Raw genomic sequence first — 23,438 nt, 5'->3', positions numbered from 1 at the left:
TCACCAGCACCTCACAAGCTCGCGTCGGGGTCGGGGCTTCAGTCCTGCGCGGAGGCGAAGTTCTCGTCGATCAGGTCGAACAACCGGTCCACCGGCGCGGAGTTGATGTCCTCCTCCGATGGGCCTGCCCGGTCGGCGCCCTGCTCGGCGGTGCGCCGCAGCCGGGACACGATCCGTTCCAGCCGGGCCAGCAGTTCCTCGCTCTCCCCGTTCTCCTCCGCCGGGGCGGCCAGCGCGGTCTCCAGCCGGTCGACCATCTCGGCCGCCGAGCCGATCCCCGGCTCCTGCTCGCCCACCACGGTGCCGAGCAGGTAGTCGACCAGCGTGGTGGTGGTCGGGTAGTCGAACACCAGGGTCGCGGGCAGCTTGTGGCGCAGCGCCGCACCCAGTTTGTTCCGCAGTTCCACTGCGGTCAGCGAGTCGAAGCCGAGCTCGGCGAAGGTCCGGTTCTCCTCGATCGCCGCGGCGCCGGAGAATCCGAGCACCACGGCGACCTGGCCGCGCACGACCTCGCTCAGTTCCGCCCTGCGCTCGGCCGCGGGCAGGCCGCGCAGCCGCTCGGCAAGGTCGAGGGCAGGCCCTGCCGAACGGGCGGCCGCGCGGCGCCAGGGGGCGGGAGCCAGGTCGCGCAGGATCGCGGGCAGGTCCGCGCGCTCACCGAGGGCCGTGCGATCCACCCGCAGCGGGACGGCCAGCGCGGTGTCGGTGGTGGCCGCGGCGTCGAACAGCGCCAGGCCCTCCGGCACGGACAGGGATGGCAGGCCGGAGCGGCGCAGCCTCGCCCTGTCCACATCGGACATGTCGCCGGTCATCCCGGTGGCTGGCCGCCAGGCGCCCCAGGCCAGCGAGACGCCGGGCAGCCCGGCGGCCCGGCGGTGCGCGCACAGCGCGTCCAGGAAGGTGTTCGCGGCGGCGTAGTTGGCCTGTCCGGTGGTGCCGAGTACCCCGGTGGCGGAGGAGAACAGCACGAACCCGGCGAGGTCGAGCCCGCGGGTCGCCTGGTGCAGGTGCCAGGCCGCGTCCACCTTGGGCCGCAGCACGGTGTGTAGCTGCTCCGCGGTCAGGGTCTCCAGCACGCCGTCGTCGAGCACCCCGGCGGCGTGCACCACCGCGGTCAGCCCTTCGCGTTCGGCGATCTCGGTGACCAGCTCGTGCGCGGCATCCTGGTCCGCGAGGTCGCAGGCCACGATCCGGGCCCGGCAGCCGGCCGCGGCTAGTTCGGCTTCCAGTTCCGCGGCGCCTGCGGCGTCCGGGCCGCGGCGACCGGCCAGCACCAGTTTGCGGAAGCCGTGCCCGGCAAGATGCCTGGCGAGCTCGCTGCCCAGCCCGCCGGTGCCGCCGGTGATCAGCACCGCCCGGTCGCGGTCCCAGCGGGGCGGGACGGTGAGCACGATCTTGCCGATGTGCTTGGCCTGGCTCATGAACCGGAAGGCGTCCTGCGCGCGCCGGATGTCCCACCCCAGGGTGGGCAGCGGATGCAGCACCCCGCGATCGAACAGGGCCACCAGCTCGGTGAGCATCTCGCCCATCCGTTCGGTCCCGGCCTCGTCGAGGTCGAAGGCCCGGTAACCGATCTCCGGGTGGTCCCCGGCCGGGCGGATGTCGTTCTTGCCCATCTCGGTGAACCGCCCGCCGGGGGCGAGCAGCCGCAGCGAGGCGTCCACGAACTCGCCTGCGAGCGAGTTCAGCACCACGTCCATCCCCGCCCCGCCGGTGACCTCGCGGAAGGCCCGCTCGAAGTCCAGGGTGCGGGAGGAGGCGATATGGTCCCGCGCGACGCCGAGGTCGCGCAGCACCTGCCATTTGGCCTCGCCCGCCGTGGCGAACACCTCGGCGCCCAGCCAGTGCGCGAGCTGGATCGCGGCCATGCCGACCCCGCCCGCCCCGGCGTGGATCAGCACCCGCTCGCCCCGGCGCAGGCCGGAGACGTCGACCAGCCCGTACAGCGCGGTGAGAAAGGCGGCGGGGACCCCGGCGGCGGTCACCTCGGACCAGCCGGCGGGGATGGCGATCAGCCTGCGCTCGTCCACCACGGCCATCGGGCCGAAGCCGCCCGCGACCACCCCCATCACCCGGTCCCCGGTCCGCAGGCCGGTGACCTCGGGCCCGGTCTCGACCACGACCCCGGCGGCCTCGACCCCCATCAGCCCGGCGCCGGACTCGTACCGGGCCAGCGCGGCGAGCACCTCCTGGAAGCCGAGGGTGGACAGCAGGTCGCGGAAGTTCAACCCGGCGGCCGAGACCGCCATCCGGACCTGCCTGCCGGACAGCTCCTGGTCCGCGGCCGGGCATGGCACCAGCCCGAGGCCGTCCACGCTGCCGGGGGTGTGCACGTCCAGCCGCCAGTCCGCCGCGCCCGGCGGGGCCGCCAGCTCGGTCCGGTCGGCGGCCAGCCGTGGCGCGCACACCACCCCCTCCCGCACGGCCAGCTGCGGCTCCTCTCCGGCGAGCAGGTGCGGCAGGGCCGCAGGCAGGTCCTGCTCGGTTTCCAGATCGAGCAGGCCGAACCGGCCGGGGTGTTCGGAGATCGCGGTGCGCAGCAGGCCCCATGTGGTGGCGGCGGCGAGGTCCGCGCCTGCGCGGGCGCCACGGGTGAGGAGCACCAGCCGGGAGCCGGTGCAGCGGTCCTGGCCCAGCCAGCCGCGCAGGGTGCCGAGGACCTGTTCGGCCGTCTCGTGCGCGGCGGTGACCGGGTCGGCGCCGGTGCCGGACACCGGCAGCAGGACCAGCTCGGGGATCTCGTCCCCTCCGGCCAGCTCGCCGATCCCGGCGAACCGCACCTCGCCCGGCACGCCGAGGCCGGTGCCGAGTACGCCGACCGGCCCTTCCGGCACGTTCCGGGGCAGGGGCACCGGGTTCCAGTCCACCGTGTACAGCGAGTCCGCGGCCGGGCCGGGGCCGGTGGCCCGCTCGGCGGCGCCCGCGCGCAGCACCAGCGTGCCGACAGAGACCACCGGCCCGCCCCCGGTGTCGGCGGCCACCATGGCGATCGTGCCGTCCGCTCCGGCGGTCAGCCGCACCCGCAGCAGGCCGGCGTCCACGGCGTGCAGGCACACCTCATGCCAGGAGAACGGCAGCGCGCCCGGCGGCAGGTCGAACCCGGCGACCAGCACCGGGTGCAGGGCCGCGTCCAGCAGCGCGGGGTGCAGGCCGAACCCTTCGGCCCCGGGTACCTCATCCGGGAGGACGACCTCGGCGAGCACCTCGCCGTCGCGGCTCCAGGCTCTGGTGAGTCCGCGGAAGGCCGGCCCGTAGCCGTAGCCCCGTTCGGCGGCCCGCTGGTAGCAGCCGGTCAGGTCGATCTCGGTGGCGCCCCGCGGCGGCCAGGACTCCGCGAAGGTGGTGTCCACCTCCGGGACACCGGGGGCGAGGGTGCCGGAGGCGTGCCGGGTCCAGCCAGCCTCCGCCGGTTCGTCCGGCCGGGAGTGGATGGTGACGGCGCGGTTGCCGTCCTCGGCGGGTTCCTCGACCTGGACCTGGATCCGGACCCCGCCGCGCTCGGGCAGCGCGAGCGGGGCGGTGAGGGTCAGGTCGGCCAGGCTGCCGCAGCCGGTCTCGTCACCCGCCCGTACGGCCAGTTCGACGAGTCCGGCTCCGGGGAACAGCACCTGGTCCCGCACCCGGTGGTCGGCAAGCCAGGGATGTGTCTCCAGGGAAAGGCGGCCGGTCAGCAGCAGGCCTTCCTGCCCGGCGAGTTCGACCGCCCCGCCCAGCACGGGGTGACCCGCGGCGGCGAGCCCGAGACCGGCCGCGTCCCCTGTCCCGGCTCGTGCCCGCGGCCAGTACCGCTCGTGCTGGAACGGGTAGGTCGGCAGCTCCACCAGGTCGGCGCCGGGCAGCAGCCGGGTCCAGTCCACCTCGACCCCGTGCCCCCACAGGTGGCCCAGCGAGGCGAGCAGGCGGCGGATGCCGCCGTCTTCGCGGCGCAGGGTGCCGGTGACCACGGGATGCTCGACGGCGCCGTCCAGGGTGTCCTCCAGTTCGGCCGCCAGCACCGGGTGCGGGCTGACCTCCACGAAGGTGCCGTGACCGGCCTCCGCCAGTGCCATGGTGGCTTCCTGGAAACGCACCTGTTGCCGCAGGTTGCGGTACCAGTAGCGGGCGTCCAGCGTGGCGGTGTCCAGTTCCGCGCCGGTGACGGTGGAGTAGAAGGGCACCTCTCCCGTCCGCGGCCGGATCGGCGCGAGTGTCTCGGCCAGTACCTCCTCCAGCACCTCGACCTGCGCCGAATGTGAGGCGTAGTCCACCTTCAGGATGCGTGCCCTGACCCCGTCCGCGGCGCAGCGGCCCGCCAGTTCCCGCAGGGCGTCCACGGCGCCGGACACCACCACGGCGGCGGGCCCGTTGACCGCGGCGACGGACAGCCTTCCGCCGAACCGGCGCAGCAGGTCCTCGACCTCCTCGACCGGCAGTGCCACCGAGGCCATCCCGCCGCTGCCTGCCAGCGCGTGCGCGATCGCCCGGCTGCGCCGCGCCACCACGAGTGCGCCGTCCTCGATGGAGAGGCCGCCCGCGACCACGGCTGCGGCGACTTCGCCCTGGGAATGGCCGACCACCGCGTCCGGCCGGATGCCCAGCTCACGCCAGACCGCGGCCAGGGACACCAGCACCGCCCACAGCGTCGGTTGCACCACCTCCACCCTGGCCAGTGCCTCCGCGTCGGCCAGCGCGTCGATCGGCGAGAGGTCAAGGTGCGGCGCGAGGGCCCGTGCGCACCCGGCCATCGCCTCGGCGAACACCGGTGAGGTGGCCAGCAGGTCGCGGGCCATGCCGGTCCATTGCGCACCCTGGCCGGGGAACACGAAGACCAACCCGCCGGTGCGGGCTGCCGTGGCGCGCACCAGCGCCGGGGAGGGCGCGTCCTCGGCGAGCGCATGTAGTCCCGCCCGCAGCTCGGCCTGGTCGGCGCCGAGCAGCACGGCCCGGCAGGGCAGCCCGGCCCGGCTGGTGGCCAGTGCGAACCCGACATCGGCTTCCCTGGCTGGATGGGTGTCCAGGAATCCGGCCAGCCGCCCGGCGAGGTCGCGCAGCGCGGGCTCGGTGCGCGCCGACAGCACCCAGGGCACGACGGCAGGGACGTCCGGTTCCACGGGGGCGGGTTCGGTTGCGGGCGGCTGTTCCAGGATGACGTGGGCGTTGGTGCCGCTGACGCCGAAGGAGGACACCCCGGCACGCCGGGGGTGATCGGTCTCCGGCCAGCCGGCGGGCTGCGCCAGCAGTTCCACCTTCCCGGCAGTCCAGTCCACCTGGGACGAGGGCGCATCGGCATGCAGGGTGCGCGGGAGCTGGCCGTGCCGCATAGCCTGCACCATCTTGATCACACCAGCCACCCCGGCCGCGGCCTGAGTATGCCCAAGATTCGACTTCACCGAACCCAACAACAGCGGGGTCTCCCGATCCTGGCCATAGGTGGCCAGCACCGCCTGCACCTCGATCGGATCCCCGAGCGGGGTGCCGGTCCCGTGCCCCTCCACCACATCGACCTCCGATGTGGATAGTCCCGCGGAGCCGAGGGCCTGCCGGATCACCCGTTGCTGGGAGGGCCCGTTCGGCGCCGTCAACCCGTTGGATGCGCCATCGGAGTTCACCGCGCTGCCCCGCACCACGGCCAAGATCCGGTGCCCGTTGCGCTCCGCATCGGACAACCGCTCCAGCACCAGCATCCCGACCCCCTCGGACCAGCCGGTGCCATCCGCCGCATCCGAGTACGCCTTGCACCGCCCATCCGGGGCCAACCCACCCTGGCGGGAAAAGTCCACAAAGGTACTCGGAGTCGCCATCACGGTCACCCCACCCGCCAGCGCCAGCGAACACTCCCCCGAACGCAACGCCTGCGCCGCCCAGTGCAACGCCACCAACGAGGACGAACACGCCGTATCCACCGTCACCGCGGGCCCCTCCAACCCCAGCGCATAAGCCACCCTGCCCGAAGCCACGCTGGGCGCGCTTCCCGTACTCTGATAGCCCTCGAACTCCGCGCCGAGCAGGGTGGCGTAGTCGCTGTACATCACCCCCGCGAACACCCCCGTCGGCGAACCCCGCAGCACATGCGGATCAATCCCCGCCCGCTCCAACGCCTCCCAGGACACCTCCAGCAACAACCGCTGCTGCGCATCCGTAGCCACCGCCTCCCGCGGCGACATCCCGAAAAACCCGGCATCGAAACCGGCCGCGTCGGCGAGGAAACCACCGAAGCGGGTATGCGAGGTGCCGGCCCGGTCCGGGTCGGGGTGGAACAGCGCCGCCAGGTCCCAGCCGCGGTCACCGGGGAACTCCCCCGCCGTGTCCACTGCCCCTGCCACCAGGTCCCACAGGTCATCCGGGGAGCCGATCCCGCCGGGGTAGCGGCAGCCCATACCGACGATGGCGACCGGTTCCGCCGCGGGCGGGGCCGCGCTCCCGGTCCGCGCGGGCGCGGTTCCCGCCTCGCCGGGATCCATTCCGGGATCCATAGTGGACAGCAGGAGTCCGGCGATGCCCCGCGGTGCGGGGTGGTCGAAGATGAGGGTCGCCGGCAGCGGAACCCCGGCGGCCTCGGCCAGCCTGCGGCGCAGTTCCACGGCCATCAGCGAGTCGAGGCCGCGTTCGGCCAGTGGCTGCCGGGGGTCCAGGTCGGCGGGGTCCGCCAGCCCCAGCACCAGGGCCGACTCGCGCAGCACCATCGTGGTGAGCTCGCCGAGGCGCTGCCGCCGCGGGAGACCGAGCAGCCGCTCCCGCAGCGGCACCGGCCGGGTTCCGCCCGCGGTGCCGGTGGGCGGCGGTCCGCCGAGGAGGTCGTACAGCACGGCGGGCACGGCGGCGCCCTGCCCGGCCTCCCGCCGCACGGCCCGCAGGTCGATGGCGATCGGCACCAGGTGGGGCGCGGGATTGCGCAGCGCGCGGTCCAGCAGCCGCAGCCCGTCGCGCACCGGCAATGGGCTGATGCCGCGTCGCCGGAGCCTGGCGATTCCGGCCTGGCCGAGGCCCGCGGTCATGCCCTCGCCGGACTGTTGCCACAGCCCCCAGGCCAGGCTGGTGGCAGGCAGGCCTGCGGCCCGCCTGCTGGTGGCGATCGCGTCCAGTACCGCGTTGGCCGCGGCGTAACCGCCCTGACCCGCGGTGCCGATGGTGCCCGCCGCGGAGGAGAAGAGCACGAAGGCCGCTGGCGGGCGGTCCCTGGTGAGCTCGTCGAGGTGCCGGGCGCCGGCGACCTTGGGCGCGAACACCCGGCGCAGGCGGTCCGGGTCGTGGTCGAGCAGCAGGCCGTCGTCCAGTACCCCGGCGAGGTGCAGCACGGCGGTGAGCGGATACTTGTCGTCCACTTCGGACAGAACGGTCGCCACCTGGTCGCGGTTGGCAACGTCGCAGGCCAGTACCCGCACGCTCGTCGCGCCCGCGGCGGTCAGCTCCGCGGCCAGTTCGCGGGCTCCGGGCGCATCCTCGCCACGGCGGGAGGTGAGCAGCAGCCTGCGGATCCCGTGCGTGGCCAGCAGGTGGTGCGCCACGACGCGGCCCAGTTCGCCGGTTCCGCCGGTGATCAGCGCGGTGCCTTCGGGATCCAGCGAGGGTGGTCCGTCCGCCGCGCTCCGCTCGGCCCTTGCCAGCCGGGGTGCCTGCAGCTCCGGCCCGTGTACCAGCAGGTCCGGCTCACCGGCCAGCTCCAGCGCGGCCGCGAGGTGTTCGGCGCCGCCGTCCCATTCGACCAGCCGCAGCACCTGCTCGGGGTGCTCGGCCCGCGCCGCGCGCAGCAGCCCGCGCACCGGCGCGCCGCTCAGCTCGGGGCCGGTTCCGGCCGCGGTCACCCAGACCAGCTCGGCCGGTTCCGGCCGCCGGAGCAGGAGTTGCAGGGTGGACAGGGTCTCCACGGCCACCGACTCCGGCTCCGCGGCGGGCTCGGTCGCGTCCACCACGATCCGGCCGGGTGCCGCGCCTTCCGCGGCCAGCTCGGCCACGGTGGCCGCGGCCGGGCAGCCGAGTGCCTCGGCGACTCGCCCGGCACCGCCGAGCACCACGGTGCCGGGCCGCCGGACCGGCCCGGTTGCGGGCCGCACCGGGCGCGGCAGCACCTGGTACAGCTCTCCCCGGCCGGTGCCCGCGGCCGCGCTCAGCTGGGCCGCGCTGGCCGATCTGAGCTCGAGGGCGGAGATCCGCCCCACCGGCTCGCCCACGGCGTCGGCCAGCCACACCGCGAGGGTCCTGCCGTCGGGATGCGGCCGTGCCTCGACCAGGACGCGCAGCTCGGTGCCACCGGTGGCGTACAGCTCCATCCCGGTGCACTCCACCGGCACCTGGGCCAGCGGGGCGTCCTGGCCGCCATCCTGGCAGGCCCGCATCACGTTCAGCGCCCCGTCCAGCAGTGCCGGGTGCAGGCCGAAACCGTCGCCGGGCATGCCATCCGGCAGCCGCACCAGGCCGTAGCCGCGGTCGCCACGGCGCCACAGCCGGACAGTGGTGCGCAGCGCGGGCCCGTAGTCGACGCCCTGGTCGGCGAACCGCTGGTAGAAGCCGGTCATCGGGACGTCCTCGGCGCCGGGCACCGGCCAGTCGCGCAGTGCGGCGAACCCGGGGCCGGGCGGCGCGCCGGTGCCGGTGGCCACCGCACCGGTGGCGTGCAGGGTCCAGCTGCCGCCGTCCTCGGCGCGGCCGTACACCGCGACCGAACGCGGCCCGCCGGTCTCCGCGCCGATGGCGACCTGCACGCGCACCGCGCCGTCCTCCGGCAGCACCAGCGGCGCCACCATGGCCAGGTTGTCCACCCTGGACGCACCGCAGGCGCGGGCGGCGGCCGCGGCCAGCTCGATCAGCCCGGTGCCGGGCAGCACCGTGGTGCCGTGCAGCACATGGTCGGCCAGCCACGGATGTTCGGCAGGCGAAAGGCGCCCGGCCAGCACCTGCCCTGCGCCCTCGGCGAGCTCGGGCCGCACGGTGAGCCAGGGGTGCTCGACCGGCTCCAGCTCCAGCCCGGCGGTACCCCCGGTGTGCGCGGGCGGCTGTGGCCAGTACCGCTCGCGCTGGAAGGGGTAGGTGGGCAGGTCGATGACGCCAGCGCCGGTGCCTGCGAAGACCCGGTCCCAGTCCACTCCGGCGCCGTGCAGATGCAGCTGGGCCGCGATGCCGAGCACCGACTCCACCTCCGGCCGGTCCCCGGGCCGGGCGGCGACCACGGCTCCGGGCTCCGGCTGCTCGGCAAGGCAGTCGGCGACCATGGCCGCGGCGGAGGAGTCCGGGCCCAGTTCGGCGAACCTGGTCACGCCGGAGGCGGCCAGCGCGCGGACTCCCGCGGCGAACCGGACCGTCTCCCGCACCTGCCGCACCCAGTACTCCGGCTCGCCCATCTCGCCGGTCCCGGCCTCACCGGTCACCGCGGACACCAGGCCCAGCCGCGGCTGGTGGAAGGTGACCCGCTGCGTCACCGCGCGGAACTCGGCCAGCATCGGCTCCATCCGGCTGGAGTGGTAGGCCTGCGCCACCGGGAGCTTCCTGGTCCTGCGGCCCTTGGCTGCGCAGTCCGCGGCGAGCTCCGCCACCGCGGCCGCGGATCCGGACAGCACCAGGGTGGACGGCCCGTTCACCGCAGCAAGGCACAGCCGGTCCTCCCGCCCGGCCAGCAGCTCCGGCAGTTCGTCCTCGCCTGCGCGCACGGCCAGCATCGCGCCGCTGCCGCCGAGCTCGCGCATCAGCCGCCCGCGCGCGGCCACCAGCAGGCAGGCGTCCGGTACCGACCACATGCCGGCCACCTGGGCGGCGGCCAGCTCCCCGATCGAGTGGCCGAGCAGGTGCTCCGGGGTGAGGCCCCAGGACTCCAGCAGCCGGAACAGGGCCACCTCGAAGGCGAACAGGGCGGGCTGGGTGAAGTCGGTGCGGTCCAGTAGTTCCGCCTCCGGTGTCCCGGCAGCGGCGAAGGCGACCTCCCGCAGCGGGCGTTCCAGCAACGGGTCCAGGTGCGCGCACAGGGTGTCGAAGGCGGCGGCGAACTCCGGGAAGGTGTCGTAAAGGGCCCGCCCCATCCCGGCCCGCTGGGCGCCCTGCCCTGGGAACACGAACGCGGTCCGCCCGGTGACCTCGGTGCCGAGCCGTACGCCTTCCGCCTGCCTGCCCTCGGCGAGTGCGGTCAGCCCGGCCACCAGCTGCTCCGGGCCGCCGAGCACGGCCGCCCGCCGCCCGAGCCGGGCCCTGGTGCCGAGCAGGGACCAGGCGAGGTCGACCGGGCGGGGCCGCTGCGCGCCGGTCAGCAGGGTGGCGAGGCGGCGTGCCTGCTCGCGCAGTCCCCCGGCGGTGTGCGCGGACAACAGCAGCGGCAGCGCGGGAAGCTCGGTCTCCGGCGTGACCTGCCGGGCGGGTTCCGGCGCGGGTGCCTGTTCGAGGATGACGTGCGCGTTCGTCCCGCTGATCCCGAAGGAGGACACCCCGGCCCGGTGCGGCGCCTCGTCCTCGGGCAGCCCGACCGGCTCGGTCAGCAGCCGCACGCCGCCCCGGACCAGTCGACGTGCGAGGTCGGTTCCGTCGCGTGCAGGGTGCGCGGCCATTGCCCGTGCCGCAGCGCCTGCACCATCTTGATCACCCCGGCCACCCGGCCGCCGCCTGGGTGTGGCCGAGGTTCGACTTGACCGCCCCGAGCCACAGTGGACGGCCGGGGTCGCGTCCCTGCCCGTAGGTGGCGAGCAGGGCGCGGGCCTCGATGGGGTCGCCGAGCGTGGTGCCGGTGCCGTGCGCCTCCACGGCGTGCACCTCGGCCGGGGAGAGCCCGGCATCGGCCAGCGCGGCGCGGATGACCTCCTGCTGCGCCTCGCCGCTGGGTGCGGTGAGCCCGTTGGATGCGCCGTCGGCGTTCACCGCGCTGCCGCGCACCAGCGCGAGCACGGGGTGCTCGTTGCGCAGCGCGTCGGACAACCGTTCCAGCACCAGGATGCCGCTGCCCTCGGCGAACCCGGTACCGTCGGCGGCCGCGGCGAAGGCGCGGCACCGCCCGTCCGCCGACAACCCGCGTTGCCTGCTGAACTCGATCAGCAGCCGCGGGGTGGCCATCACGGTGGCGCCGCCCGCGAGGGCCAGTGCGCATTCGCCGCCGCGCAGCGCCCGTACCGCGCTGTGCAGCGCGACCAGCGAGGAGGAGCAGGCGGTGTCCACGGTCATCGCCGGGCCGCGCAGGCCCAGCGTGTAGGCCACCCGGCCGGCGAGCACGCTGGCCGCGCCGCCGGTGAGGGTGTGGCCCTCGCTGCTCTCGCCGGTGGCGAGGGCGGCGTAGTCCTGGCCGTTGGTGCCGAGGTAGACACCGGTGTCCCCGCCGCGCAGCGAGAACGGGTCGATCCGGGCCGCCTCCAGCGCCTCCCACGCGCCTTCCAGCAGCAGCCGCTGCTGCGGGTCCATGGCCACCGCCTCCCGCGGCGAGATGCCGAAGAACCCGGCGTCGAACTCGGCCGCGTCCTCGAGGAATCCGCCCGCGGTGGCGTAGACGGTGCCCGGGGTGTCCGGGTCGGGATGGTAGAGGGCGTCCAGGTCCCAGCCGCGGTCGGCGGGCAGCGGCCCGATCGCGTCCCTGCCCTCGGCCAGCAGCCGCCAGAATCCGTCCGGTGTGGACACTCCACCCGGCAGCCTGCAGCTCATCGACACCACCGCGATCGGTTCCCGTTCGGCCTCGGTGAGCCGCCGCAGCCTGCCCCGGGTGGCGTCCAGCTCCGCGGTGACCTTCTTCAGGTACTCACGTAACTTGTCCTCGTTCGCCGTCACATGGCCCTCCGGCTGGTGCCCGCGGCGTCCTCGCCGAACTTCTTGTCGATGAACCGGAACAGGTCCTCATCGGAGACGTCGTCAAGGGCCTCCGCCGTCCGGGGGTCCTCGGCCGTAGGCTGCTCCGGTTCGGGACCCGCGCCAACCAGGTGGTCCAGCTTGCGCAGCGCGGACCGCAGCCTGCCGAGATCGGTGGCGCGCAACGCCGCCGGGTCGAGCCCGGTCAGCGCGGTCTCCACCGCGTCCACCGCGGCCGCCGGGCCGCGTGGCCCCTCGTCCAGGTCCAGCTCGGCCAGCAGGTGGCCGGTGACGGCGGCCGGGGTCGGGTGCTCGAACACCAGCGTGACCGGCAGCCGCAGGCCGGTCTCGGCGCCCAGCCGGTTGGTCAGGTCCACCCCGGTCACCGAGTCGAAGCCGAGCTCGCGGAAGGCGCGCTCCGGTTCGGGCCGGTCGCCGGGACGGTAGCCGAGGACGGCCGCGGCGTGCTTGAGCACCACCTCGGCCACGGCCTCGCGCCGCTGGTCCGCGGGCAGGGTGACCAGCCGGTGCCGCAGGCCCTTCCGCTGCGGGTCCTCGGCGGCCGCGGCGGCCCGCCGCACCTCCGGCAGGTCCGCGAGCAGCCTGCTGGGCCGCACCGCGGTGAAGGCCGCGAGGAACCGCTCCCAGCGCACGTCGGCCACGGTCTGGCAGGGCCTGCCGCCCTCGATGGCCCTGCGCAGCGCCAGCACGGCCCGCTCCGGCGGGATGCCGGGAACGCCGTGCCGTTCCAGTACTCCGGCCACCGCCGTGCGGCCCATCCCCGCCCCGGCCCATGCTCCCCAGGAGACGGCCGTGGCGGGCAGTCCCTCGGCCTGCCGCAGCTCGGCGAGGGCGTCCAGGTAGGCGTTGGCGGGTGCGTAGTTGCCCTGCCCTGGCAGGCCGACGGTGGCACCGAAGGAGGAGAACAGCACGAAGGCGTCCAGGTCGATGCCGGCGGTCAGCTCGTGCAGGTGCCAGGCACCCTGCGCCTTGACCCGCAGTGCGCGTTCCACCTGGTCGGCGTCCAGGGTGTCCAGCACAGCGTCGTCCAGCACGGCGGCCGCGTGGATCACCGTGCGCAGGCCGCCCGGAGCGTCGATCCGGTCCAGCAGCTCGCGCACCTGGTCCCGTTCGGCGACATCGCAGGCCTCGACCAGCACCTGCACCCCGGTGGCCCGCAACTCGGCCACGAGCTCGGCGGCGCCGGGGGCGTCCGGGCCACGGCGGCCTGCCAGCACGATCCGCTCGGCCCCGTGCCCGGCGGCCCAGCGGGCCAGGTGGGCGCCCAGTGCGCCGGTCCCACCGGTGATCAGCACGGTGCCCCTGGGGTGCCAGCCGGTGGGTGCGGGCACACTCGCGCGGTGCAGCCGCCTTGCCAGCGTGCGGTTTCCGCGGATGGCCAGCTGGTCCTCGCCCTCGCCGCGGTGCAGCGCCGCGGCCAGCCTGCGCCAGGTCTGCTGCTCCGGCTCGGCAGGCAGGTCGATCAGGCCGCCCCAGCGGTCGGCGTGCTCCAGCGCCGCGACCCGGCCCAGCCCCCACACCAGCCGCTGCGAAGGGCTGACCGGGTCCCCAGTCGACTCGGCACGTACGGCGCCGGTGGTGAGGCACCACAGCGGGGCGGTGACGGCGGCGGTGCCGAGCGCCTGGATGGCGAGCAGGGTGGCGGCGTATCCGGCAGGCACCGCGGGCCGGTCCGGGTGCGGGCCGGTGTCCAGTGCCAGCAGGGAGAGCACCCCGGTGAGCCGGTGTGTCCCCGCCGCGGCCGCGCAGGAGCGGGCCAGTGCTTCCCTGCCGGTGTGCGGTTCCTGCCGCACGGTCACCAGGTCCATGCCGGCCCCGGCCAGTCCGTCCAGCACCGGCCGGACGAGTTCGTCCCGTGCCGGCAGGAGCACCAGCCAGGTACCGGTGGGGTCCGGCGCGGGCCGCTCGGGCAGCCGGGTCCAGGTGACCTCGTACCAGCAGTCCCTGATCGCCGACTCGTCCCGGCCGCGGCTACGCCACGCGGCGAGTGCGGGCACCAGTTCCGCCAGTGTCCCGTCCGCTTCGACGTCCAATGTGGATCTCACGGTGTCCACGTCGCCGCGGTCCACGGCCTCCCACAGCGCGGCCTCCTCCGGCAGGCCGGTGCCGCCGGGGGCCGGGTGCTCGCGATCCAGCCAGTGCCGCCGGTGCTGGAACCGGTAGGTTGGCAGGTCGACACGATGCGCCGAGGGCAGGGCCACGCGCCAGTCCAGCCGCGCGCCCCGGACGTGTGCCTCGGCGAGGGACTGGTGGAACCGCGCCAGGCCGCCGTCGTCCCGGCGCAGGCTGCCGACGGCGACCGCGCCGAGGTCCGCGGTCGTCTCCTCGATCGCCATGGTGAGCACCGGGTGCGGGCTGGCCTCGATGAACACCCGGTGGCCCGCGGCGGCCAGCCGCTCGATCGCGGCCCTGAACTCCACGGTGCCGCGCAGGTTGCGGTACCAGTACCCGGCGTCCAGGGTGCCGGTGTCCGCCACCGGTTCGCCGGTCACCGTGGAGTGGAAGGTCAGCTCGGCCGGGCGCGGCCGGATCGGAGCGAGCTGTTCCAGCAGCTCCGCGTGGATCGCGCCGACCTGCTCGGAGTGCGAGGCGTAGTCCACCGGGACGCGCCGCGCCCGCACCTCCTCGGCGGCACACCGGGCCAGCAGCTCCTCCAGCGCGGCGGGCTCGCCGGAGAGCACGGTGGAGGCCGCGCCGTTCTCGGCGGCCAGCGCCAGCCGTCCGGTCAGCCTGGTGAGGTACCGGGGCAGGTGCTCGCGGGGCAGGGCGACCGAGACCATACCGCCCCGCCCGGCCAGTTCGCGGGCCACCAGCCTGCTGCGCAGTGCGACCACCCGCGCCCCGTCGGCGAGGGAGAGCGCCCCTGCCACGCAGGCGGCGGCAATCTCGCCCTGGGAGTGCCCGACCACGGCGGCCGGCCGCAGCCCGTGCGCGGACCACAGTCCGGCAAGGGACACCAGCACCGCCCACAGCACCGGCTGCACCACCTCCACCCTGGCCAGTGCCTCGTCATCGGCGAGGACCTCGGCCGGGGTGAAGTCCACGAAGGGCTCCAGCGCCAGGGCGCATTCGGCGAACCGCTCGGCGAAGGCGGGGGCGGTGCCGAGCAGTTCGCGGGCCATACCGCACCACTGCGCGCCCTGCCCTGGGAACACCAGCACCGGTCCGGCGTCCGCCGCACCGGGTACGGCGCGGCCGGTGACCAGGCCGGGTGCGTCCTGGCCCGCGGCGAGGGCGGCGAGTCCGTCCGCGAACCCGGTGCGCTCCCGCGCCAGCAGCACCGCCCGCTGTTCCATGCTCGCCCGTGCCGTGGCGAGGGTGTAGCCGATGTCGGCGGCGGCGAGATCGGGCCGCGCGGCCAGATGTTCGCTCAGGGCGGCGGCCTGGTCCCGCAGCGCGTCCGAGGTACGGGCGGACAGCACCCAGGGCAGCAGCCTGCCGCCTGCGTCCGTGCCGCCGCGGACCGCGGTCCAGTCCACCGGGACGCCGTCCGTCCATAGCAGACCGGCGAGGTCTTCGAGGGACTGCCGGGCAGGCTGGTCCCTGCGGCAGGTCGCGGCGATCGGGGCGCGGGGCAGCCAGGGGTCCGCGGCTACGGTGCGGGCCAGCGGCCCGGCCAGCACCGGGTGCGGGGCGATCTCCACGATCCGGCTCGGCTCCTGCCCGATGGCCGGAGCGACCGCGTCCGCGAGCCGCATGGGCAGGCACATGTTCCGCACCCAGTACTCGGTGTCCAGTTCCGGGCCCGCCAGCGGCCCCGCGGTGACCGTGGACACGAACGGTACCGCGGTCGCGCCGGGCCGCACCTCCCCGAGCCGCCGGAGCAGTTCCGGCCGTAGCCCGGCGAGGCCGGTGCTGTGCGAGGGATAGTCGATGGCGACCCGCTGGGTGCGCACCCCCGCCTCGGCCAGTTCCCGCTGCACGGTGTCGAGCTGGTCGTGCGGGCCGGAAAGGCAGGTCCGGTCCGGGGCGAGCGACCCGGCGACGGTGAGCCGCTCGCCCGCGATCCGCGCGGCATCGGCCTCGGCCAGCTCGCACAGCAGCACCCCGCCGGTGCCGCTCGCGCGTTCCGCGACCAACCCGGACCATACGGCGATGATCCTGGCGCCCGTGGCGAGGGTGAGCGCGCCCGCGGTCACCGCGGCGGCCACCTCGCCGATACTCTGCCCGAACACCACATCCGGAGTGATGCCCCAGGCTCGCAGCGTGCGGGCCAGCGCCACCTGGAAAGCGAACAGCACCGGCTGGACCACCTCGGTGCGCTCCAGTTCCGGGTGCTCGGCCAGCAACTCCGCCCACACCGACCAGCCGGTGAACTCGGCAAGGGCGCGGTCGGCCTCGGCAAGGGCGGCGCGGAACGCCGGTTCGGCCAGCAGGCCGCGGCCCATGCCCGCCCACTGGCTGCCGTGCCCGGAGAAGCAGAACGCCACCCGCGGGCGGGAGCCAGGCTCGGCGGTCCGCCGGGCGTCCCGCAGCGCGGTCGCCAGCTCGGCCTGCCGCTCCACCGCGGCGAAGGCGCGGTAGGGCCCGGACCCGCGGGGCAGCGCGTCCGCCTCCGGCTCCCGCAGGAACTCCGCCACCTGCTCGCGCAGTTCCCGCTCGGTGTCCGCGGCCAGCGCGACCAGCCTGCGCCTGCGGTACGGCGCCTGCTCCAGTGCGAGGTGGACGTTGGTGCCGCCGAAGCCGAACCCGCTGACCCCGGCGTAGCGGGGCCCCTCCGGCCAGCCCTGCCGCTCGGTCACCACCGCCAGCCGCTGCCCAGCGAAGTCGATCTTCGGGTTGGGCCGCTCGCAGTGCAGGCTGGCAGGCAGCTCCCCGTGGTGCAGGGACAGCGCGGTTTTCAGCACGCCGAGCACCCCGGCGGCGGGTTCCAGGTGCCCGAAGTTGGTCTTCACCGAGCCGATCCGCAGCTCCTCGGCGCGGCCGCGGGCGAACACCTCGCCCAGCGCCCCGGCCTCGATCACGTCCCCGAGCGGCGTCCCGGTTCCATGTGTCTCCACATAGGATACCTGATGCGGTGCAACCGCGGCCTCCAGCCAGGCCGCGCGCAGCACCTCGGCCTGTGCCAGCGGGTTGGGTGCGGTGAGCCCGTTGGATGCGCCGTCGTTGTTCATCGCGCTGCCGCGCAGCACCGCGTAGATCCGGTCCCCTTCGCGCAGCGCGTCGGACAGCCTGCGCAGCACCACCACCCCGCAACCCTCGCCGCGCACGTACCCGGCGGCGTCGGCGTCGAAGGCGCGGCACTGCCCGTGCGGGTTCAGCCCGCCGAACTTGGTCATCGCAATGGTGGTGTGCGGATGCAGCATCAGGCTGACCCCGCCGGCGAGGACCAGGTCGGACTCGCCTCGGCGCAGGCTGTGCGCGGCAAGGTGCAGCGCGCCGAGCGAGGAGCTGCATGCCGTGCCGACGGACAGCACCGGCCCGCGCAGACCGAGGGCGTAGGCGATCCGCGCGGGCACGATGGAGGTGTCCCAGCCAACCGCCGACTGCGAGCCGATCGCGGTGGGGTCGGCACCGGTCGCCAGGTGGTACTCCTGCCACATCGTTCCGAGGAACACCCCGGTGTTGCTACCTTCCAGCCGGTCAGGGGCCACCCCGGCGTCCTCCAGCGCGGACCAGGCGACCTCGAGCGCCACCCGCTGCTGGGGATCCATCCGGTCCGCCTCGGCGGGGGCGATCCGGAAGAAGGCGGCGTCGAAACCCGCGACATCGTCGAGGAAACCGCCCCGGCGGCTGGTGGTCCGCCCCGGGGCGGCGGGGTCCTGGTCGAACCAGTCCTCGCCGTCCCACCGGCCGGCAGGCACCGGGCCCACGGCGTCCACACCGGACAGCAGACCCGACCACAGCTCGGCGGGGGAATCGATCCCGCCCGGCAGCCGGCAGCCCATGCCGACGATGGCTACCGGTTCCGCGGTCGCCGCCACCTGCCGGGCCGCCGGGTCCGCCGTGCCGGGTTCGCCCGCGAGGAAGGTGGCCAGCGCGGCCACGGTCGGATGCTGCCACACCGCCCAGGCCGGCACCGGCCTGCCGAGCCGGTCGGAGATATCGGTGGCCAGCCGGGTCATCCCCGCCGAGTCCACGCCGAGCTCGCGCAGCGGCACCCCGGTCGCCACCGCATCCGGTGGCATCCCGGCGAGCCGGGCAACCGCGGAACGCAGATACCCGATGATATCGACGGGACCGTGGTCCTTGGTCGCGCTCATCCAGACTCCTCCGGGCTCGTGCCGGGGCGAACCGGCCGGCGGGCAGGGCGGGTTTCGCTTCGGGGCATCGAGTCGGACCGTATGGACCGGGGACTGCACTTTCCCCCAGAGCGGGTGCCGGATGATCACCCCTGGCCCGGCGTCGTTCCCGAATCGGGAGGACTAGGGATTTCTCTGGTACCGGTGCGGCACCCTGCGAATCAGCACAGTGCGGCCGCCGATGCGGTGAGGGAGGCGGATATGACGGACGTCCGCTCGAATGTGGTGGACTTCCCGCTGCGCCGGCGCGGCGCGCCCTTTCCCCCGAGGGAGTACGACGGGTTGCGCGAACGGGAGGGTCTGGTGCGCGCGCACCTGCCGAGCGGCCAGCCGGTCTGGCTGGTGTCCCGGCACGAGGACGTGCGCGCCCTGCTCACCGATCCACGAATCAGCGCCAACCCGGCGAACGCGGGCTTCCCGAAGGTCGCACGGACCGGTGGGGTGCCGACACAGGAGGAGATACCGGGCTGGTTCGTCGGACTGGACCCGCCGGAGCACGACCGGTTCCGCAAGGTGCTCATTCCGGAGTTCTCGGTGCCGCGGATCAGACGGTGGCGGCCGACCATCCAGCGCACCGTGCATGAATGCGTGGACGAGCTGCTGGCAAGCGACGGGGCGGCGGATCTGGTGGCCGACTTCGCGCTGCCGGTGCCTTCCCGGATCATCTGCACGATCCTCGGGGTGCCGCACGCGGACCGGGACTTCTTCGAGTCCAGGACGCAGACCCTGGTCGACCTGGCAGGCACCACCGAGGCCGAACGCGCCGAGGCCGTCCGGCAGTTACTGCGGCATATCAACCGGCTGATCGCGATCAAACGGAAATGGCCTGCCGACGACCTGATCAGCCGCATCCTCGGCACCGGGGTGGTCAGCGAGGAGGAAATGTCCGGGGTGGTCATGCTGCTGCTGATCGCCGGGCACGAAACCACCGCGAACAACATCGCGCTCGGGGTGGTGACCCTGCTTTCCAATCCACAGTGGATAGGGGACGACCGGATCGTGGACGAGCTGGTGCGGTTCCATTCGGTGGCCGACCTGGTGGCCATGCGCACCGCGGTGGCCGATATCGAGATCGGCGGCCAGCTCATCCGCGCGGGCGAGGGGGTGATGCCGCTCATCGCCGCCGCCAACCACGACTCCTGCGCCTTCGAGCATCCGCGGGACTTCGACCCCGGCCGCTCGGCACGCGGTCACGTCGGCTTCGGTTTCGGCGTGCACCAGTGCCTCGGCCAGAACCTGGTGCGCGCCGAGATGGAGTGTGTGTATCGCACCCTGTTCGAACGGGTGCCGAACCTGCATCTGACGCGGCCGGTGGCGGAGCTGCCGTTCAAGTACGACGGCACCCTGTTCGGACTGCACTCCCTTCCGGTCGGCTGGTAGCCGTCCCCCGATCCTCCCGGAGGAGCGACATGCGGATCAGCGCGAACACCGGCCGTTGTGTCGGGGCAGGCCAGTGCGTGCTACAGGCGCCGGAGGTCTTCGACCAGGACGAGGACGCGATGGTCACGCTGCACACCGACCGGCCGGGGGAAGCCGCGCGGGCCGCGGTGTCCGAGGCGGCGAACCTGTGCCCCGCAGGGGCGATCACGATCCACGAGGACTGAGCCCCGGCACGAGACGGAGGAACGCGATGACGGTGTCCCAGCACGGTATGCTGATGGCCTCCGACCTGCCGTTCGAGCTGCGCATGTGCCCGCACCTGCGGCCCGTGCCGGAAGGATCGCCCGCGCGGAGGGTGCGTACACCGGCCGGTGACGAGGCGTGGCTGGTGACCGGGCACGCCGAGGTGCGGGAACTGCTGCTGGACCCCCGGCTCGGCCGTTCGCACCCGGCCCCGGACAGCCGGGCCCAGTACGCCGGGCACCCGACCTACGACCAGGTGACCAGCGCGGACCACCAGGCTGCCGACGAGATGCATGCCGGGTTGCGCGCGGTGATGAAGCCGTACTTCACCACCCGGCGCATGCTGGAACTGCAGCCGAGGGTAGAGGAGTTCGTGGCGGAGCGGACCCGGCGGCTGATCGCCACCGGGCGACCCGCGGACCTGCGCGAGACCTTCTCGGCGCCGTTGCTGCGGCAGGTGTTCAACGAGCTGCTCGGTGTGCCCGCGGCGGACCGGGAACGCTGTGCCGAGCTGATGCGCCTGGCCGCCGAGGGTGACCTGCCTGGTTTCCTCGGGTACCTCGGGGAACTGGTTGCCCGCAGGGATGAGGCGGCCGAGGACGGCATGATCGCCGGGCTGTCCGCGGCGGGGCTGCCGGACGAGCAGGTGGTCCAGGTTTCCCTGCTGGTGCAGCTCGCCGGGTTCGGTGCCACCCTGAAACAGATCGACTACGGGATCCTGCTGCTCGCGCACAATCCGGAGCAGCGGGCCGCGGTGACCGGCGGCCCCGAGCTGCGTACCAGGGCCGTGGAGGAGATTCTCCGCCTGTCCGGCAGCCTCAGCCTGCCCCGCTACGCGCGCGAGGACATCCGGCTCGGCGAGGTGACCATCGGCGCGAACGAGCTCGTGCTGCTGGATCTGACCGTGGCGAACTTCGACGAGCAGGCCTTCGCGGATCCGCGCGGGTTCGATGTCGAGCGCTCCCCCAACCGGCATCTGACCTTCAGTCACGGCGCGTGGACCTGCCTCGGCGCGCCCCTTGCCCGGCTGATCCTCCGCACGACCTTCGCCGGGCTGTTCGGCACCCTGCCCGGTCTCACCCCGGCCACCCCGCTGGTGGCGGCGGACGAGCCGGGCGCGCCGCTGTCCGGCGGGTTGCCGGAACAGTTGCTGGTCACCTGGTAGGCATGGCTCCACTCGCGCGGTTCGCCGCGATCTCCGCGGCCAGTTGGGCTGCGCGGGCCGCCAGCGGCGAGGGAGTGCGGTAGGCGTGGCGCACCAAGTAGATCTCCCGTTGGGCCACCTGCGGACGCAGCGCATGAATGCTCAGGTCACGCCCGGTAGTGGTGTCGGCGGCCTGGATCGCGAGCCTGGGAAGGATCGCCGAGCCGAGGCCGGCTCGGACCATGGACAGCACGGTTTCGTTGCCTGCGGCGCGGAAGACGATGCGGGGATGGATGCCGTTGGTGGCGAGTTCCTCCTCCAGGGCAGGCTGTGCGCAGTCCGGCGGCCAGGCGACCATCGGCGCCCCGTCGAGTTCGGAAAGATCGACAGGGCCATCAGGAAAGCGCCCACGGGGTGCCACGAGGTGGTAGGGGTCGTCGAGGAGTTTGACGTGTTCGACGCCGGGGTCGTCGATGGGGAGGTCGTAGAAGAGCAGGTCGACGGTTGACAGGTCCGGGAACTCCGCCTCCTGCTCGGAAAGCCGTATGTCGCAGCTGGGAAACTCGTCGCGGAGCATGCGGATCAGAACCGGCAGCAGCGTGTTGGAAACGCTCTGGAAGGTGCCGATCGTGAGCCGGCTCTCGCCTGCTTTGAACCGCTCCACGGCGGCGTGCATCGCGCCGGCCTTGGCCAGCAACTCGGCGGCATGCGGCAGTACCACCTCGCCGAGTGGGGTGAGCTGGACCCGGCGCGGGCCGCCAGGGCGGTCGAAGAGGCGGCCACCGATCGCCCGCTCGAGGGCGGCGATGTGCTGGCTGACGGTGGACTGCGCGTAGCCGAGCCGGGACGCCGCCCGGCCGAAGGAACCCTCGTCGACGGCGGCGGTGAGGGTAGTCAGGTATCGAAGATCCACGTCGATCACACTGGCCAGGATACTTCGTGCGACCCGATCGTAATCATCGAGAATTATCGCTTTTCACGATGAAAGGGCGCCTCTAGCGTCAGCAGCATGGCTACGAACCCCCGATCCGCGTTGTGGGTCCCGCTCTTCGACGAACTGGCCGATCCTCTCCTGGCGGCCCGGCTGGCCGCCGAAGCCGAAGAGGCAGGCTGGGACGGATTCTTCGTATGGGACAGACTCACCTGGTCCGCGCCGGTGACCCGGGTCGCCGACCCGTGGATCTCCCTTGCCGCGGCCGCAGCGGCGACCGAGTCGGTAAGGCTCGGCCCGATGGTCACGCCGGTCCCGCGTTATCGGCCCGCCCAGCTGGCTCGGCAGACCGCCGCACTGGACCGGCTCAGCGAGGGGCGGCTGACCCTGGGCGTCGGGCTCGGCGGCGACGCCTACGGCGCGGAGTTCGCCCGCACCGGAGAGCAGATCGAGGACCGGGTCCGGGCCGCGATGCTGGACGAGACCATGGACATCCTGATGGCCGCCTGGTCGGGGCAACCCGTGCGGCACCGCGGACCGCACTACGTGATCGACGATCTCGCCTTTCTGCCCACCCCGGCTCAGCAGCCGCGCGTGCCGGTCTGGGCCGCCGGTTACGCGGGCCTCAGCGGACCGCTGCACCGCGCGGCATGCGTGGACGGGTACTTCCCGGTCGAGGTGCGGCACCCCGATCAGCTCGCGGAGATCGAGCAGCGGATCCGCGGCCTTCGCCCCGACCCCACCGCGCCCTTCGACATCGCGATATCTCTGGTACCCGGCGTCGATCCCGCCGCGTACGTCGCCGCCGGCGCCACCTGGTGTATGACCGAACTCGAACCGGAGACGATCACGCTCGACCAGGTGCGGGGAGTGCTCCGCGACGGCCCCACCATCACTACCCCAGCGGAGGTCACCTCATCATGAGCACGGCAACGCGAACGGACTTCGACGCCGAGCTGCGGCGCCACAACGAAGTACTGCGCAGGGCGTGCGGGATCCAGTCCGGCGAGCACGTCCTCGACATCGGCTGCGGGACAGGACAGACGACCCGGCAGGCCGCGCGCAAGGCCCGAGCAGGAAGCGCGCTCGGAGTCGACCTCTCCGCACCCTCTATCGAACATGCCCGCCAACTTGCCAGTGCAGAGAAACTCCGCAACATCACCTTCGAACACGCCGATGCCCAGACCCACCCGTTCCCGCAGGACCATTTCGACCTAGCGATCAGCAGGTTCGGCACGATGTTCTTCGCCGACCCCGCCGCAGCCTTCGCCAACATCCGAAGGGCGCTCCGCCCAGCCGGGCGGCTGGTGATGATGGTCTGGCAAGCCCGCGACCACAACGAATGGATCGTCGCCATCCGCCGCGCGCTCGAGATAACCGACGCATCGGGAGCCGACGCCGCGGGGGAACTGAATCCCTTCTCACTCGCCGATCCCCCGGCCGTGACGGAGCTCCTGGAAGCCGCGGGCTTCGCCGAGGTCACCTTCACCGATGTACACGAGCCTGTCTACTACGGGGCGGACATCGCCGCCGCCCTCGCCTGGATCCATGGCTTCACCTGCACCAGCGAGACGCTGAAGCGGCTGGACCACGCCGCCGCGGAGCGCGCGGTCACCCGGCTACGCACAACGCTCGCCGCACACACCAGGGAGGACGGCGTCTGGTTCGACTCCCGCGCCTGGATCGTCACCGCCCGGTGCCGTTGAGGCTTACCTTCACCCGATCGTGTTCGAACACATGAGCGAAGTCGCGG

At 73.7% G+C, this 23,438-nt stretch carries 9 protein-coding genes; 5 read left to right on the top strand and 4 right to left on the bottom strand.

The features are described 5' to 3' along the window. Positions 1-38: 38 nt before the first annotated feature. From KOI47_RS35605 to KOI47_RS15625, 3 genes are read right to left on the bottom strand one after another with little or no spacing between them, the layout of a single operon-like run. On the bottom strand, positions 39-10,505 hold the full coding sequence (locus tag KOI47_RS35605; protein ID WP_232376763.1) for a type I polyketide synthase: 10,467 nt from the start codon (positions 10,503-10,505) through the stop codon (positions 39-41). A gap of 31 nt (positions 10,506-10,536) precedes the next feature. Beyond that, positions 10,537-11,706 carry a beta-ketoacyl synthase N-terminal-like domain-containing protein gene (locus KOI47_RS35600; protein ID WP_232376762.1) on the bottom strand — a complete coding sequence of 390 codons (1,170 nt, stop codon included), beginning with the start codon at positions 11,704-11,706 and terminating at the stop codon, positions 10,537-10,539. Next, positions 11,703-17,948 carry a type I polyketide synthase gene (locus KOI47_RS15625; protein ID WP_216216682.1) on the bottom strand — a complete coding sequence of 2,082 codons (6,246 nt, stop codon included), beginning with the start codon at positions 17,946-17,948 and terminating at the stop codon, positions 11,703-11,705. The genes KOI47_RS35600 and KOI47_RS15625 overlap by 4 nt, the downstream gene beginning before the upstream one ends. A gap of 240 nt (positions 17,949-18,188) precedes the next feature. Between KOI47_RS15625 and KOI47_RS15620 the strand changes: the two genes are divergently transcribed. The 3 genes from KOI47_RS15620 to KOI47_RS15610 are packed head-to-tail and all read left to right on the top strand — an operon-like array spanning position 18,189 to position 20,775. Then, positions 18,189-19,367, top strand: a complete 1,179-nt coding sequence (locus KOI47_RS15620) for a cytochrome P450 (protein WP_216216681.1) — start codon at positions 18,189-18,191, stop codon at positions 19,365-19,367. 29 nt (positions 19,368-19,396) lie between these two features. Next, positions 19,397-19,591, top strand: coding sequence for a ferredoxin (locus tag KOI47_RS15615; protein ID WP_216216680.1), 195 nt, complete (start codon positions 19,397-19,399; stop codon positions 19,589-19,591). 26 nt (positions 19,592-19,617) lie between these two features. Beyond that, positions 19,618-20,775 carry a cytochrome P450 gene (locus KOI47_RS15610; RefSeq protein WP_216216679.1) on the top strand — a complete coding sequence of 386 codons (1,158 nt, stop codon included), beginning with the start codon at positions 19,618-19,620 and terminating at the stop codon, positions 20,773-20,775. Here KOI47_RS15610 and KOI47_RS15605 read toward each other — a convergent pair. Beyond that, on the bottom strand, positions 20,765-21,676 hold the full coding sequence (locus KOI47_RS15605) for a LysR family transcriptional regulator (protein WP_216216678.1): 912 nt from the start codon (positions 21,674-21,676) through the stop codon (positions 20,765-20,767). The two genes, KOI47_RS15610 and KOI47_RS15605, sit on opposite strands and share 11 nt — an antisense overlap. Positions 21,677-21,763: 87 nt before the next feature. Between KOI47_RS15605 and KOI47_RS15600 the strand changes: the two genes are divergently transcribed. Both KOI47_RS15600 and KOI47_RS15595 read left to right on the top strand, forming a co-directional pair. After that, on the top strand, positions 21,764-22,609 hold the full coding sequence (locus KOI47_RS15600) for an LLM class flavin-dependent oxidoreductase (RefSeq protein WP_216216677.1): 846 nt from the start codon (positions 21,764-21,766) through the stop codon (positions 22,607-22,609). After that, positions 22,606-23,391, top strand: coding sequence for a class I SAM-dependent methyltransferase (locus tag KOI47_RS15595; protein ID WP_216216676.1), 786 nt, complete (start codon positions 22,606-22,608; stop codon positions 23,389-23,391). Before KOI47_RS15600 ends, KOI47_RS15595 begins: the two co-directional genes overlap by 4 nt. Positions 23,392-23,438 lie beyond the last annotated feature (47 nt).

Origin of the sequence: Amycolatopsis aidingensis (assembly GCF_018885265.1) — a bacterium.
GTDB lineage: Bacteria > Actinomycetota > Actinomycetes > Mycobacteriales > Pseudonocardiaceae > Amycolatopsis > Amycolatopsis aidingensis.
The sequence above is the reverse complement of the archived record's forward strand: the minus strand, read 5'-3'. Positions and strand labels throughout refer to the sequence as shown.

Coding starts and splice junctions, on each gene's coding strand:
- KOI47_RS35605 (WP_232376763.1), bottom strand. CDS start 10,505: ATGGCCGCGCACCCTGCACGCGACGGAACCGACCTCGCACGTCGACTG.
- KOI47_RS15625 (WP_216216682.1), bottom strand. CDS start 17,948: ATGAGCGCGACCAAGGACCACGGTCCCGTCGATATCATCGGGTATCTG.
- KOI47_RS15620 (WP_216216681.1), top strand. CDS start 18,189: ATGACGGACGTCCGCTCGAATGTGGTGGACTTCCCGCTGCGCCGGCGC.
- KOI47_RS15615 (WP_216216680.1), top strand. CDS start 19,397: ATGCGGATCAGCGCGAACACCGGCCGTTGTGTCGGGGCAGGCCAGTGC.
- KOI47_RS15610 (WP_216216679.1), top strand. CDS start 19,618: ATGACGGTGTCCCAGCACGGTATGCTGATGGCCTCCGACCTGCCGTTC.
- KOI47_RS15600 (WP_216216677.1), top strand. CDS start 21,764: ATGGCTACGAACCCCCGATCCGCGTTGTGGGTCCCGCTCTTCGACGAA.
- KOI47_RS15595 (WP_216216676.1), top strand. CDS start 22,606: ATGAGCACGGCAACGCGAACGGACTTCGACGCCGAGCTGCGGCGCCAC.